We start from the raw sequence: 14,405 nt of genomic DNA, 5'->3' as shown, positions 1-14,405 counted from the left end.
AATTGAAATAAATAAAATTTTTTTACCCTGATTGTAAAAAAAAATATAAAAAGAGGATTATACAGTCATTCCAAAGGAAGTTTTATAGCAAAAAAACGAGCCTGCACGAAATGCGGGCCAGATTCTCAGGGATGATGAGTATGTACCTAACTCAAGCTGTTTTATTCAGGATGTTTCTAAAATGCTCTTTACTCCACAAAATTCTGCTAAAGATTGAGTTTCTGGAGATATCCCTATCACTTCAAGCACCTTGTTACGATGCTTGCACAATTTTCTTGCCTCGATCAGTAACGCTAAGCCCGCACTATCGCAATGGGTTACATCACTTAAATCGAGGCAAAAAGTTCCTGCAGTGTTATCCGTTAACGCTTTAAAAAGATTAGCGCGCACGGATACAACTGATTTAAACGTTAGCTCTGCACCGGGTTTAAAATTAATTTTATCCACAATTACGAAGCCTTCTTAACTTGTTTTTTCTGCATTTCCTTAACCACTTCGTTAATACTGGAATGTTGCAGTGCCTGAGCGAACTGAGATCTGAAACTTTGCAGCAAACTCACTCCCTCAACGCTAATATCATAAATTTTCCACTGGCCGTTTTTGGCAATCAGGCTGTAACTTAGTGGAATGTTTTGTCCCTTGGAGCGAACGATTACACTGTTTACTCGAATAAACCTGCTGTTCAAAGAACCACGAATAGGTAAAAACTGAATGGTTTCATCAGAATATTCAGCCAGTGGGCTGGAATAGGTGCGTATCACCAAGCGGGTAAACGCTCTGGAAAACTCACTACGCTCTGATGGCGATGCCTTGTTCCATGCCTGACGACCCAAAACGGATCGGGACATACCGATTACGTCAACATTAGGCAATAAATAGGTCTCTACTGCCTTATGAATAATGGAAGGATTACTCTTCAGGCTGGATTTATTTTCTTTGAGCTTTGCAATGATCTCGTTAGCAGCTCGTTCCAGCATGGGTACAGGTGATGTCTGTGCCAACATCATCTGGGATAAGGACATACAGGCAACTACTAAAATGGTCTTCAATGCTCTCATGATTCACCTATTTCTTGATATTAAATAATAATTGACCTATTAAATTCTCAAGAATTATTGCTTCCTGAGTTTTTGCAATCACATCCCCATCCCGTAAATAAGGATGATCACCGCTTTCCTCATCTTCAAAACCGGGAACGATACTAATATAATTGGAACCAAGCAAGCCTTCGGTTAAAATTCGTGCAGAGGAATCTTCGAAGGGTATTTTTTTATCACTTCTTAAAGTCATGGTAACCCGTGCATTAAGATCGCCAGGTTGTAATTCAATACGACTAACCTCACCAATGCGAACACCAGCAACCGTAACCGGGGCTCTTACCTTTAAACCGCCAATGTCAGTAAAGTCTGCAGTAACACTATAGCCTTTTTGTGACATGAAATCATTAAAACTGCTCACTTTCATGACCATAACCAGTAAGGCAATCAGGCCAAGCAACATAAATATTCCCACACTGATGTCTACATATCGTTGCTTTCTCATTTACCAATCTCCAATCATCATTGCAGTCAACAAAAAATCGAGCCCTAAAACAGCAAGCGATGAATAAACTACTGTCTTAGTCGTCGCCTGACTGATACCTTCCGCTGTTGGCACACACTCAAAACCCTGAAATACCGCTATCCAGGTTACTACAAAAGCAAAAACGATACTTTTGATTATTCCGCTTAAAATATCAATGCGAAAATTAACTGCCGCCTGCATATTAGACCAGAAACTGCCGTCATCCACACCCAACCAGTGTACCCCGATAAAATATCCGCCATATATAGCCACGGCTGAAAAAATTAACGCAAGCACTGGTAAAGCGATAAATCCAGCCATAAAACGGGGATAAATCACTCGACCCAAAGGATCCACACCCATCATATCCATACTGGACAATTGCTCGGTTGCCTTCATCAGGCCAATTTCAGCGGTAAGAGCTGAGCCGGCTCGCCCTGCAAACAGTAACGCACTGATGACCGGTCCCAGTTCACGGGCAATGCTTAGAGCCAGTAATTGTCCTAATTGGCTTGCTGCACCAAACTTTTGCAGTGTATTGTAGCCCTGAAGGCCTACGACCATGCCTATAAACAAAGCCGAGACAACAATGATTAAGCAGGATAACACCCCAACAAAGTGGAGTTGCTGGCGCAGTAATGGCCATAATTTGGGTATATTAGGCTTCCTGAACAACATGGTAAACAAAAACAAGCCGGAATTGCCAATGCCCGAAAGTACCTGTGCGCCACGATTACCAAGACGTGCGATTGTATCAAGCATCCAATAACTCCTCTGTATAAGGTCTGGCCGGGTAATGAAAAGGCACAACCCCATCCGCTTCTCCGTGCATAAACTGCTTGATTTGAGGCTCCTCGGATTTTATTAACTCATCAGGAGTTCCCTGACCTATAATTTTTCCACCTGAAATGAGGTAGATGTAATCGGCTATTGAGCACGTTTCTTCAACATCATGAGACACGATAATGGTTGTCGTGTGCAACAGTTGATTGAGTCTTTTAATCAAACGCACTAAAACACCCATAGAAATGGGATCCTGGCCAGTAAAAGGCTCATCATACATCATCAGTTGAGGATCAAGGGCAATAGTTCTTGCCAATGCCACGCGTCGTGCCATTCCCCCAGATAATTGAGCCGGCATCAAGTGAGCCGCACCACGCAAACCCACTGCTTCAAGTTTCATTAACACTATATCACGCAACATGGAATCGTTTAACCGAGTGTGCTCCTGCAAAGGAAAAGCGACATTTTCAAAAACAGAAAGATGAGTAAACAATGCACTGCTTTGAAACAATAATCCCATATTACGCCTTGCATCGTACAACGCTTTACGGGAAAGCTCATGAATATTCTGGTTGTTAACGAAAACCTGGCCGCTATCAGGGAACAGCTGCGCACCTATCAAGCGTAACAAGGTAGTTTTTCCTGATCCGCTAGGGCCCATTATGGCAGTAATTTTTCCCTGCTTCACAACCATGTCTATGCCATCAAAAATGCAGCGATTATCCCGGGTAAACGTGAGATTTTTAACTACAACCCAATTTTCAGGCATGCTCGAGTTTCCAATTTTAGTCTTAGTTTAGAAGTATATACTGGTTCAAAAAAAAAATGTGGTTTTTAATTGCGTTTGCAATAAAAAAAAATTCATTTTTAAAAAAAAATAGAGATACATGATTCAAGAGCATTGTGTTAGAATGAAAAATAAACAAAAAACAGTATTTACTGCCTATGAATTTTTGCACACTCGGACTTGCGGTTATTGAAACTGAAGCCCAGGCTGTCTTCGAATTGTCTCAGCGAATTGATGAGCGATTTGAAAAAGCCTGCGAGTTGTTGCTTGCCTGCAAGGGACGAATCGTAGTCACCGGAATGGGCAAATCAGGGCATATTGCCAACAAACTGGCAGCCACCTTTTCCAGCACCGGCAGCCCTGCATTTTTTATGCATCCCGGTGAAGCAAGCCACGGTGATTTAGGCATGATCACCGCTTTGGATACCGTTGTTGCTATTTCCAACTCAGGGAATACCCATGAAATAGTAACCATACTCCCTTTGCTAAAACGTCTTGAAGTTCCGCTGATTACCTTAACAGGAAATCCTGATTCTACTCTGGCAAAATCCGCCGACGTCAATCTGGATGTCAGCATCAAGCAAGAGGCATGTCCTCTCGGTCTAGCGCCCACAACGAGTACCACTGTGTCTTTGGTCATGGGAGACGCACTGGCAATAGCTCTTTTACAAGCCAGGGGATTTAGCGCTGAAGACTTTGCTTTGTCTCATCCTGGAGGCTCGTTAGGCAAAAAATTGTTACTCAAAATTGACGATTTATGGCACCATGGAGATAACCTCCCACTGGTCAACGAAAAAGCAACTATAAGCGAAGCGCTAATAGAAGTAACCGAAAAAAAACTGGGCATGACCTGCGTTGTCAACAATCATGGCCATCTGGTCGGGGTATACACCGATGGCGACATTCGCAGAACGTTGACCCGTCAATACGACATTAATACAACTCAACTTGCAGAAGTAATGACGCAAAACTGCAGAACAATCCGCAAAGGAATGCTAGCTGCTGAAGCTTTGGCAATAATGCAAAAGCACAGTATTTCTTCTTTGGTAGTTGTAGATGATAAAAACATACCGCATGCTGTGCTTCACTTGCACGATCTTCTTAAAGCAGGCGTATTTTAATACAGAGAACCCTATATGAACGAATTATTTGAAAAAGCAAAAAAAGTAAAATGTCTTATCTGTGATGTAGATGGAGTACTCAGCGATGGATTACTGCACATAGACAATCATGGCAATGAACTGAAATCGTTTCATGTTCAGGACGGTATGGGTTTAAAACTGCTCATGGCAGCAGGTATAGATGTTGCTGTGATAACTACTGCTCGCAATGCAGTGGTGGATCATCGCATGAAACAATTAGGAGTAGTTCATTACTTCAAAGGGCAAGTAGATAAACGCAATGCCTACCAGCAATTGAAAGAAACGTTAGGTCTGCAAGACGAGCAATTTGCTTATATAGGCGATGATTTACCCGATTTGCCACTGATTCAGCAAGTAGGTTTAGGTGTTGCGGTTGGAAATGCCGTAACTCAGGTTAAAGAATTTGCCGATTGGCAAACACAACAAACCGGTGGCCGGGGAGCAGTCAGAGAACTCTGCGACTTTATTCTCAATGCACAAGATAAAATGGATTTAGCACTTGAAGGTTATCTACGACAATGAATGCCATCAAACAAGTCCTCTGGCTTTTTCTAGCGTTAGCACTACTCACGTGTTCCATCTGGTATTTTAATGGCGCAAAAAAACACATTACTCTCGATGCTGATGCCTTGGCAACCAGCATAGACTCTACTGTTACTCAATTAACAGTCAGACAATTTAACCCCGAAGGAATAATGATTAATGTACTAACCACCCCGTTAATGCAACATATTCCTAAAAACAACATTCATCTTCTTAAAACGCCGCACATTATAATCAAACAAGACGATCAACCCGCCTGGGAAATTAATTCACAGCGAGCCAAATCATACGAAGGAGGCAAACGTATCAAGTTTATAGAACAGGTAGTCGTTCATCAAAATCCCGGTGATAAAACGCAGGAGAGCACTTTAAAAACAGAGGAAGTAACTTATTACCCCAAAGAAAAAAAAGCGACATCAAACTTACTGGTTACGTTTGAGCAACCGGGCAATACCATCCAATCAACTGGGATGAATGCTTATCTTGATGAGAAGCGTGTAGAGCTGCTCCATCAGGCCAGAGGTAGCTATGAGCCAGCTAAAGGGTAATTTTTATCTGTTGGTTACGCTAATGCTGATTGTTACGGCCGGTTATGCCCTTCCCTCAGATAAAGAGCAGACCATGCATGTGGTATCAGATTCAGCAGATTTAAGTCAAAAAAACCATAAAGGCGTTTATATCGGTAACGTCGAATTCATCCAGGGAACAACCAAACTTAATGCCGCAAAAGCCATAACCCAGGGTGATGCTAAAAATCAGTTAATTCTTGCTGTTGCCAATGGAGAAAATGGAAAACAAGCGCACTACTGGACAGAAACAGGACCAAACAAACCACCCTTTCATGCCTATGCTGATACCATAAAATATTATCCACTAAAGCATTTGATTGAGCTGATAGGAAACGCACGAATAGAACAGGGCGATAATTCCTTAACAGCGGCTAAAATCAGCTACGATACTCAAGAGCAACATGTAGTGTCTGAGAGCGACGGCAAAACAAGAACAACTATTATCATCTATCCAGAAAAGAAACCGACATGAGTTTATTAGAAGCCAGAGAGTTAAAAAAAGCATTCAAATCCAGAACTGTAGTTAACGGCATCAGTATTCACATCAAAAAAGGTGAATGTGTAGGGTTACTTGGGCCTAATGGAGCGGGTAAAACCACCTGTTTTTATATGATAGTGGGGCTGCAATCCTGTGATGAAGGGCAGATTATTCTCAATAACCAGGACATCACGCAAAGTGCCATGCACCAAAGAGCGCGATTGGGTATAAGTTATCTTCCTCAAGAGGCATCCGTATTTCGCAAATTGACCGTTGCGGAAAACATCATGGCCATTTTACAACTGAGAACTGATTTGGACGAACAGGCTCGAGAGGAAAAACTGGATCTGCTGCTTCAGGAATTCCACATTACCCATATTGAAAAAAGTCTGGGGATGTCTTTATCCGGTGGAGAGCGAAGACGAGTTGAAATTGCCAGAGCCCTGGCGATTGAACCTTCCTTTATTTTACTTGATGAACCTTTTGCGGGAGTTGACCCTATCTCAGTAATAGACATCAAAAAGATCATCCAACATTTGTGTAATCAGGGAATTGGTGTGCTCATTACCGATCACAATGTTCGCGAAACCCTGGATATTTGCGAAAGAGCCTATATTGTCAGTCAGGGTAAGATATTATGTGAAGGCGCTCCTGAGGTCATCCTGGCAAACCAGCAAGTCAGAGCGGTATACCTCGGCGAGGATTTTGCTTTATAGGTATGTGATGCTTTTACTCATCGATAATTACGATTCCTTCACTTACAACCTGGTTCAATATTTCCAATGTTTGCACCAAACGGTTATCGTGCATCCTAATGATCACATTAGTATTGATGATATAAGAAAACTTGCCCCCCAATTTTTGGTTATCTCTCCTGGACCAAACTCGCCTAACGAAGCGGGCATTTCACTTGAAGCAATCAAAACATTGCATAAGGAACTTCCCATTTTGGGAGTTTGTCTTGGTCATCAATGCCTGGCGCAAGCTTTTGGGGGAACCATTATTCCAGCACCTGAAATCATGCACGGCAAAACCTCGGAAATTGAACATAACAGCAAAGGGCTTTTTAAAAATATTCCTGACAGATTTAAAGCCACAAGATACCACTCGTTGGCCGTAGAGCAAGCCAGTTTACCGGAGTGTTTTTCGATTGATGCCTGGGTCGATAACACAATTATGGCAATATCGCATCGTCAATACCCTCTTTTTGGTCTACAATTCCACCCTGAAGCTATTTTAAGCCAATATGGGCTGCAATTATTAGAGAATTTTTTAAGTTATGAAACCCAGCCAACTCTTTGAACATCTCATCGCAAAAAACGATCTTGACTCGACGCAAATGTTTGAAGTCATACAAGACTGTATGACAGGTCAATTAAACGATTTGCACATCGCTACATTTTTAGTGCTTATGCGCATGAAAGGAGAAACGGTCAGTGAGCTGACTGCCGCAGCAAAAGTCATGCAGAACATGGCGCATTCCATAGATTTGGGCGAACAATTAATTGATATTGTTGGCACAGGTGGCGACGGAAAAAACACCTTTAACGTATCCACAGCCTGTAGTTTTGTTACAGCGGGCGCTGGAATTAAGGTGGCAAAACATGGAAATCGGTCTGTCTCCAGCCGCAGTGGAAGCGCAGACTTATTGGAACAAGCAGGATTTATGTTGCATCTTGATGACCAACAAATCCTTACCTGCATAGAACAATGTGGCTTGGCTTTTTTATTTGCACCACATTATCATCCCGCCATGCAACACGCACGGTTAGCACGTCAACAATTAGGCATTAGAACCTTGTTTAATCTGCTAGGCCCACTGGTCAATCCAGCGCAGGTAAAAAAACAGGTTGTCGGGGTGTATCCGGGTACATGGTTAAAGCCTATATCCAGAGTATTGGCCAATTTGGGTAGCGAACGGTCACTGGTAATCAGCTCACAGGATGGATTAGATGAAATCAGCATTGCAGCTCCTACTGATGTAGTAGAATACCACAAGGGCGTATACAAAGAATGGGTCATCAATCCCGAACACTTTGGAATAAAACACGCCTCACTTGATGCCATAATAGTTGACTCACCCCAACACAGCATGGAATTAATTACATCTGTATTTTCGGGACAACCAGGAGCAGCACGAGATATGGTTGTGCTGAACTCCGCAGCTGCAATTTATTGCGCCACAGATGATATATCCTTTGACCAAGCCTTGGAGTTGGCCAAAATGTCCATAGATAGCGGTAAAGCAGCAACCTGTTTTAACAGCCTGCGTATTTTGACTCAAAATTTAAAAAAAGAAGCTCATCATGACTAGTATTTTACAGCGTATAGCAGCACATAAGCAGGAAGAAGTTGCCTATTCTAAAAAAAATATCCCCCTGGGTTCTATGGCCAAAGAACACGCTCTGGAAAAAAGAGATTTTGTAACCGCACTGCGATCATCCCCCTCTCCTGCCATCATCGCAGAAATTAAAAAAGCATCACCAAGCAAAGGATTAATCAGAGAAGACTTCAACGTAGGCGAAATAGCTACAGCTTATGCTCAAAACGGCGCAAAATGTCTGTCCGTTCTCACCGATAAACACTTTTTTCAGGGGCATCCTGATTATTTGGCATGTGCCAAGTCTCATTGCTCTCTTCCGGTTTTAAGAAAAGATTTCATCATAGATTCATACCAAATCCATGAGAGTTTGGCGCTGGGGGCTGACTGCATCCTGCTTATTGTCGCTATGTTAGATGACATGCAGCTCACCGATTTTTGTCAGATAGCTCAGGAACTTGACCTTGCAGTACTGGTTGAAAGTCATACCCAAGAAGAGCTGGAAAGGGCTCTAAAATTACCTACCCCGTTAATTGGGATCAACAACCGCAGTTTGCATACATTTAAAACCGACATGCAATTATCTATTCAACTAAAACAGTATATACCCGAAGATAAAATCATTATCACAGAAAGTGGCATTAATACCCGAAAAGACATTGAACTCATGCAATCGCATGGTATCAATACCTTTCTTATTGGGGAAAGTCTGATGCGCTCGCCAAACATAGGCTCAGCACTCAAGGAATTGATGAGCAACCCAAACTGAATTACTTTTCAAATCCAGGCTCTGGAGTCACAACCGGTTCAGGTTCCGGTAATTCGGGATAACCAGGCTCTGGTATGTCTGGATCTACAGGATATTCCCAAGGCTCTTCAGGATATTCATAGGGCTCTTCGGGTAGTTCGCCATTTTTCAAAGTAACACCTTAATGGAGGACCATCTTTAAATTATAGCAAAGTAAGTCAATTTTGCAGCTAATTGGTTAATTATTTATTCAGTATTAATCTTTAATAGCCAATATTATCTTGAAATGTAATTTACGTACTTAATTGAAGTTCGTGGAAAGGTACTTTGAAATCATTAAGACTCTTTTAAAACCTCATCGTTTGATTCAGAGCTTTTGATCGTTACAGTTTGGAATCAGAATAAATTATGATACCCTTGCGCAATCAGGATACTTAAATTAAATCATCAACTCCATAATAAAGGTTGCATGTAGTTTAAGTACACCAATCCACTTAATAATCAGGATACTGGAGAACTGAAATGAAGGTTGCTGTAATCACGGGAGCTGCAAGTGGTATAGGCCTGGCTCTCAGTCAAGCATGCCTGCAACGTGGCGTCAAAGTCGTCATGGTCGACAAGGATCATGACAAACTAATACAAGCCGCACAGGAACTGGCAACTTTATACCCCGATTCAGTATTCCCTAAAAACTGTGATATCACGATACCCGATGAAATAGACCATCTGCTTCACTATGTAAAAATCCAATGCGGACAAATAGACTGGCTTTTTAATAATGCCGGAATTATTGGAACTTTGGCACCTGTTTGGGAGTTGACGCCAAAACAACTCAATCAGGTAATGGATGTGAATTTGTATGGCATGACTCATATCATCCGAATTTTTATGCCTTATTTACAACAGCAAAAAATACGTTCCCATATTATCAATATGGCAAGCTTGTACGGGTTATGCTCCGGCTCTCATGTTGGAGCCTACTCTATGTCAAAACATGCTGTACTGGCATTGTCCGAGTCATTATTTTATGATTTGCGCCGACTAGAATATCCCATCGATGTTTCTATTGTTTTTCCTTCATTTACCGATACTGCTTTGTTAGCACATAATTCACCAGAAACAAATGCACCATTTCATCAATCCTTGAATTCTCTTTTAGCTCACTCAAGGCCTGCATCAGAGGTTGCGTTACATATCATCCAGGAAGTAGAGAAAAAACGATTTTATATCTTGCCAGACAAAGAAGTTAAGGGGTATTGTGAGGAGCGCACCAAGTCCATAATTCAACAAGAAAATCCCTACCTGAATAATGTTGAAAAACTAATGAGCTCTCTAATCAAGCGTAAACGCTCATCAGTTTAAAATGCACTGGATTGGCTCGCTTGCTATGTTCCCACGACCTTGTTTTTTTCTAACATATCTAATAATTCACGCCTGAACACGTGATAATCGACCTCTAAAGCATGACGCCTATTAGATTTGAAACGATAATGGGGTCTTTTCATTTCTTTTTCTATTTTTTGATGCAACTGTTTTGGACGTTCTAATGTTCCAGCAATAATGCGGGCGACAATTTTTGCCTGATAATCAGCCAAAGGCCAAATACACCCTTGTGGTTGGCAAAGACCAATAAAATATAAATTATCATAATCAGGATGCATCATTTTACGATAGAGAGGCACTTGAGTTACGTTACTAAAATCCAGACATTCTTTATCGAAAAATGGAAAACTGATTTTATAACCCGTCGCAAAAATAACTGTATCAAATTCATCCTGAGAGCCATCAGTAAAATGCACAACTCTGTCGGAAAAATGAGATAGTCCTGGACGAGGCGTAATTTTTCCATGCCGAATAAAATACAACAGTTCCGAATTTATGGTAGGATGTATTTCTAAAGGGCCACAATCGGGTTTCATCAGTTTGTATTTACCGTAGCGTCCCTGCAATCCTCTAACAACCAAACTGATAAATTTCTGTCTCAACCATCCTGGCATCCATTGAATTTTAGCCACTGCATCATCAGTAGGTTTACCAAAAATAAATTTGGGAAAAATATGATAGCCCCTGCGCATGCTGATGCATGTTTTAGGGGACACTCGAGAAATTTCTACCGCTACATCACAAGCCGAATTTCCACCACCGATAACCAGCACTCGTTTGTTTTTAAAAACAGATGCTTTTTTATACTGATGGGAATGAAGCACTTCCCCGGAAAACTCGCCTTGATACTCGGGCATGTAAGGATCCCAATGATGACCATTGGCTACCAGCAAATAATCATAATGCTCTTCATGTTGCCCTTGGGCATCCTCATAAAGAATATGCCACAAATCATCTTCAGTACGAGTAGCTTTTATTACTGTGGTATTAAACCGAATGTATTGATGCAAATTAAATTTTTGGGCGTAACTATGAAAGTAATCGAGTAATTGCGTATGAGAAGGATAATCAGAATAATCTGCAGGCATAGGAAAATCATCAAATTCTGACCATCTCTTTGAGCTGATTATATGGGTGGTTTCATAAACGCTTGAATGATTATTCTGCTCATCATATACCCAATTACCGCCTATCTGATTGTTTTTTTCAAATGCTGTAATATTGGTTAAACCATGTTCCTGCAAATTTTTAATTGCGGCAATTCCACTCGGGCCTGCGCCAATGACGCAGATACGAGGTGATGAGCTTTTTTTATGCGTCCTTTCTATTTCCATCAATTAACACCTTTTCAACTTTTTTCATTATCATCGCTTGCACGACTGCATCTTTATCAATGGTAAAATGATTTACATTGACGTCTTTTAATGACTCTACATTGACGTTTTCAATATGAGTTGATTGGGGATTTACGGCTCTTAACTTCAAACCACTAAACATGGGAACGTAACCCGGTTTATAGACGTTAAGCACCTCTTTGACATTTGGAGGGACTATAGTTTGAGATACCGCATCAACAGTAACCAATAACGCCACCGGAATTCCGGCTTTATCGAGGTTACGAGCCACTTTTATCTGCTCATTAGCTCCCAAAGAATGACCAACCAGTATTATGGGATGGCGTTTCTTTTGATGATAATAACTGTTGATTATAGTACGACTGACATCACCAGCGTTGTACCACATAGTACTTTGAGAAGAGATGTGATAAGTATCAGCGGCCTTATCTCTTAGTTGATTCATTCCTTTACTAAAAATACCCAGGCCTCCACGCATGGTGTGAATTTCACCGTCATTTACGGGCTTGGTATTATTTTTTAAAGAATGGGGTCGTGTTACGCCAGCATCATGTGGCATTTTCTTTCTGTAGGTGCTCTGCGAACCGGATAAATCGACACATCCAGTTAAAATCATACTTCCTGATAACAAGAACAACCAAACAAGATAAAATTTACGGTTACGACAAGAATACATATTATTTTTATTGTGATTTATAAAGGCTTCATCATATCGTATTCTCGATATATTTTACAGAGGGTCAGGCGTAGTTAGCAGGACTGTTCAATTAAAAATAGCCCCTTATTTCGAGCGTTGCAGACCACTTCCTCAAATCAAAGGAACAACAGGCTCCAGATACCGTCCTTGCCCCCAGCTAACATGAATCAATTCAAGGGCATGCCATTGTGCTTCTTGTTCTACTTGTGTTGCAACAACCTTGATATCCAAAGTTTTAGCCATCTCGTTAAAATAGTAAATAAAAAATTGTTTGCTTTCATTTTCATCAATATCCTGAACGAGACTCCCATGTAGTTTTAAATAATCAACATGCAATTCTCTGAGATAATGCAAGGGAGAGAAATGAATACCAACACCATCCACACCGATTTTGACGCCCAGTTTTTGCACCTGTTTCACAAATGATTTTGTCTCTTCAAAAGAGCTTAACACCTTGCTTTCGCTAAGCTCCAAAGACAGATTTTTAAGAATGGAAGCAGGTGTATTTTTTAACTGTTGCAGATATGCGTTTCTATGCTCTGTATGTACTAATGTATCTTCAGAAATGTTTAGAGCAAAACATTCAATGGCAGAATATTCTTTTTGAGTTAGCTCATTTAGAACATACTGATCAATCCTATGAGCTAATTCCATTTTTTCAGCCGCCGGCATAAAGTAACCGGCTCCCAACTCACTGCTATTTCGATCAAGAATTCGTACAAAGATTTCTTTATGTAAACTGTCTTTGCCGTTCGTTATTTCCTGGGAATATAACTGCATGTTTTTTTTGTTTAGGCAATCAAGCAAGTCCTCACGGGTAATTAACCGTGGATATTTAAACGTGTCATGCTCTTTCTGACAAAAGAACACCGTTTGTTCCCGCGCTTTTTTAACTGATAGATCAACCATAGATAATAAATTGGATACACTTTGATGCGCAAAATACCCCGTAGCACCCATATGAACCTCAATGTATTTAACCTCACTGATAGCTTGCCTCAAGAGATTTTCAAACTCTTTGCATTGTTGATCAAATAACTCAGGATCCAGCTCATGATTTATTAAAGCAAAAGTACTTCCACTGATTCGTGCGATAGAACTAACGGAATGCTGTCTCCAAAATTGATTACACAAACGTGCAATGCTCAAAACCAGATTATCGCCTTGTTGATAGCTTTGTTTATGATTGAGATCATCCAACCCATCAATTACTATCATTAAAACGTAACCAGGGATAAACTCATCCTCATTATCTAAAATTGCAGCTAATTGCTGTAAAAAATAGCGCCTGTTATTTAATCCAGTTAAAGGATCCTGATAAACCTGGACTCTTAACAATTCAGCCTGCTGCAGTTGATCTTCAAATAATGATTTGATCCGCAACACCATCTGGTTCATCGCAAGGGTTACCTGTTTTAGTTCTGGAGTATGAGGTATCTGCGTTTCAATTGGGAATTCATGTTCTGAAATCGCCAAGGCCTGAGCAGTAACTCGTTTCAAAGGCCGCATTAAAAGTTGAATAAATCCATAGGTTAAAAGCAACGCTATTAAAGCGAAAAGAAAATACGCCTTAATCATCACCACGGCGTTTCGCCATAAAGCCCGGTAGGCATTGCCTGGATCACTTATAACCGCTACTTCGCCTGCTTGCATCCATCCATCCATGACTAATGACGATTTTTTAGTCATAGGCCATTGAATCAAGCGAACAAACCACTCGGGAATGGTGTCGTTTTGGGGCATTAATTTTTTAGTGACCAGAATCTTGCCTTTTATGTCTTTGACCTGGATGAATGAAAAATATCCCCGATCAAATACTGCCTGAACCATGGAATTCACAGCAGGCTCATCATGATTTAATAAAGATTGAGACAGAGATAATCCCAAGGACGTTGCAGTATCCTGAGCATTACTTTCAATTTGCTGAATAAAAAAATTACGAGCATTATTCATTGTAATGAAATAAGTGCCCATAAAGACAAGCAGCAACATCATTAAAACAACTAAAGCTACTTTCTTAATTAGTGTCATGGTCTT

At 40.8% G+C, this 14,405-nt stretch carries 18 protein-coding genes; 9 read left to right on the top strand and 9 right to left on the bottom strand.

Going from position 1 to position 14,405, the window contains the following annotated elements; all coding sequences use genetic code 11:
• Positions 1-165: 165 nt before the first annotated feature.
• The 5 genes from Lwor_RS12880 to Lwor_RS12860 are packed head-to-tail and all read right to left on the bottom strand — an operon-like array spanning position 166 to position 3,115.
• On the bottom strand, positions 166-447 hold the full coding sequence (locus Lwor_RS12880) for an STAS domain-containing protein (protein ID WP_058494279.1): 282 nt from the start codon (positions 445-447) through the stop codon (positions 166-168).
• A gap of 2 nt (positions 448-449) precedes the next feature.
• Positions 450-1,058 (bottom strand): MlaC/ttg2D family ABC transporter substrate-binding protein, encoded by a 609-nt coding sequence (locus Lwor_RS12875; RefSeq protein WP_058494278.1) that lies wholly within the window; start codon positions 1,056-1,058, stop codon positions 450-452.
• Positions 1,059-1,065: 7 nt separating this feature from the next.
• Entirely contained in the window at positions 1,066-1,542 is a 477-nt protein-coding gene (gene mlaD / locus Lwor_RS12870; protein ID WP_058494277.1) for an outer membrane lipid asymmetry maintenance protein MlaD, read from the bottom strand.
• Entirely contained in the window at positions 1,543-2,325 is a 783-nt protein-coding gene (mlaE, locus tag Lwor_RS12865; protein WP_058494276.1) for a lipid asymmetry maintenance ABC transporter permease subunit MlaE, read from the bottom strand.
• Positions 2,318-3,115 (bottom strand): ABC transporter ATP-binding protein, encoded by a 798-nt coding sequence (locus Lwor_RS12860; RefSeq protein ID WP_058494275.1) that lies wholly within the window; start codon positions 3,113-3,115, stop codon positions 2,318-2,320. Before Lwor_RS12860 ends, mlaE begins: the two co-directional genes overlap by 8 nt.
• Positions 3,116-3,291: 176 nt before the next feature.
• On the opposite strand from Lwor_RS12860, the gene Lwor_RS12855 reads away from it, so the two are divergent.
• Genes Lwor_RS12855 through trpC form a run of 8 tightly spaced genes read left to right on the top strand, consistent with a single transcriptional unit; the run spans position 3,292 to position 8,954 of the window.
• Positions 3,292-4,254 carry a KpsF/GutQ family sugar-phosphate isomerase gene (locus Lwor_RS12855; RefSeq protein ID WP_058494274.1) on the top strand — a complete coding sequence of 321 codons (963 nt, stop codon included), beginning with the start codon at positions 3,292-3,294 and terminating at the stop codon, positions 4,252-4,254.
• A gap of 15 nt (positions 4,255-4,269) precedes the next feature.
• Positions 4,270-4,797, top strand: coding sequence for a 3-deoxy-manno-octulosonate-8-phosphatase KdsC (kdsC, locus tag Lwor_RS12850; RefSeq protein WP_058494273.1), 528 nt, complete (start codon positions 4,270-4,272; stop codon positions 4,795-4,797).
• Positions 4,794-5,366: an LPS export ABC transporter periplasmic protein LptC gene (gene lptC, locus Lwor_RS12845; RefSeq protein ID WP_058494272.1), complete on the top strand. Its 573-nt coding sequence runs from the start codon at positions 4,794-4,796 to the stop codon at positions 5,364-5,366. The genes kdsC and lptC overlap by 4 nt, the downstream gene beginning before the upstream one ends.
• Positions 5,347-5,859: a lipopolysaccharide transport periplasmic protein LptA gene (lptA, locus tag Lwor_RS12840; protein ID WP_058494271.1), complete on the top strand. Its 513-nt coding sequence runs from the start codon at positions 5,347-5,349 to the stop codon at positions 5,857-5,859. The genes lptC and lptA overlap by 20 nt, the downstream gene beginning before the upstream one ends.
• Entirely contained in the window at positions 5,856-6,581 is a 726-nt protein-coding gene (gene lptB, locus Lwor_RS12835) for an LPS export ABC transporter ATP-binding protein (protein WP_058494270.1), read from the top strand. Before lptA ends, lptB begins: the two co-directional genes overlap by 4 nt.
• A gap of 7 nt (positions 6,582-6,588) precedes the next feature.
• Positions 6,589-7,167: an anthranilate synthase component II gene (locus Lwor_RS12830; RefSeq protein ID WP_058494269.1), complete on the top strand. Its 579-nt coding sequence runs from the start codon at positions 6,589-6,591 to the stop codon at positions 7,165-7,167.
• Positions 7,145-8,179, top strand: coding sequence for an anthranilate phosphoribosyltransferase (gene trpD / locus Lwor_RS12825; RefSeq protein ID WP_058494268.1), 1,035 nt, complete (start codon positions 7,145-7,147; stop codon positions 8,177-8,179). The genes Lwor_RS12830 and trpD overlap by 23 nt, the downstream gene beginning before the upstream one ends.
• Positions 8,172-8,954 (top strand): indole-3-glycerol phosphate synthase TrpC, encoded by a 783-nt coding sequence (trpC, locus tag Lwor_RS12820; RefSeq protein WP_058494267.1) that lies wholly within the window; start codon positions 8,172-8,174, stop codon positions 8,952-8,954. The genes trpD and trpC overlap by 8 nt, the downstream gene beginning before the upstream one ends.
• 1 nt (position 8,955) lies before the next feature.
• Here trpC and Lwor_RS13925 read toward each other — a convergent pair whose 3' ends face one another.
• On the bottom strand, positions 8,956-9,105 hold the full coding sequence (locus Lwor_RS13925; RefSeq protein WP_169792198.1) for a hypothetical protein: 150 nt from the start codon (positions 9,103-9,105) through the stop codon (positions 8,956-8,958).
• A gap of 350 nt (positions 9,106-9,455) precedes the next feature.
• Here Lwor_RS13925 and Lwor_RS12815 point away from each other — a divergent pair, with 350 nt between their 5' ends.
• Entirely contained in the window at positions 9,456-10,295 is an 840-nt protein-coding gene (locus tag Lwor_RS12815; RefSeq protein WP_058494266.1) for an SDR family NAD(P)-dependent oxidoreductase, read from the top strand.
• 23 nt (positions 10,296-10,318) lie between these two features.
• Here Lwor_RS12815 and Lwor_RS12810 read toward each other — a convergent pair whose 3' ends face one another.
• The 3 genes from Lwor_RS12810 to Lwor_RS12800 all read right to left on the bottom strand — a co-directional run bounded on the left by Lwor_RS12810 (position 10,319) and on the right by Lwor_RS12800 (position 14,399).
• The gene (locus Lwor_RS12810; RefSeq protein ID WP_058494265.1) at positions 10,319-11,650 is read right to left on the bottom strand and encodes a flavin-containing monooxygenase; all 1,332 of its coding nucleotides are present in this window, start codon (positions 11,648-11,650) and stop codon (positions 10,319-10,321) included.
• Positions 11,628-12,287, bottom strand: coding sequence for a hypothetical protein (locus Lwor_RS12805; RefSeq protein ID WP_415582905.1), 660 nt, complete (start codon positions 12,285-12,287; stop codon positions 11,628-11,630). The genes Lwor_RS12810 and Lwor_RS12805 overlap by 23 nt, the downstream gene beginning before the upstream one ends.
• A 192-nt stretch (positions 12,288-12,479) precedes the next feature.
• The gene (locus Lwor_RS12800) at positions 12,480-14,399 is read right to left on the bottom strand and encodes a bifunctional diguanylate cyclase/phosphodiesterase (protein ID WP_058494263.1); all 1,920 of its coding nucleotides are present in this window, start codon (positions 14,397-14,399) and stop codon (positions 12,480-12,482) included.
• Positions 14,400-14,405: the final 6 nt, after the last annotated feature.

Source organism: Legionella worsleiensis, from assembly GCF_001467535.1.
GTDB lineage: Bacteria > Pseudomonadota > Gammaproteobacteria > Legionellales > Legionellaceae > Legionella > Legionella worsleiensis.
The sequence above is the reverse complement of the archived record's forward strand: the minus strand, read 5'-3'. Positions and strand labels throughout refer to the sequence as shown.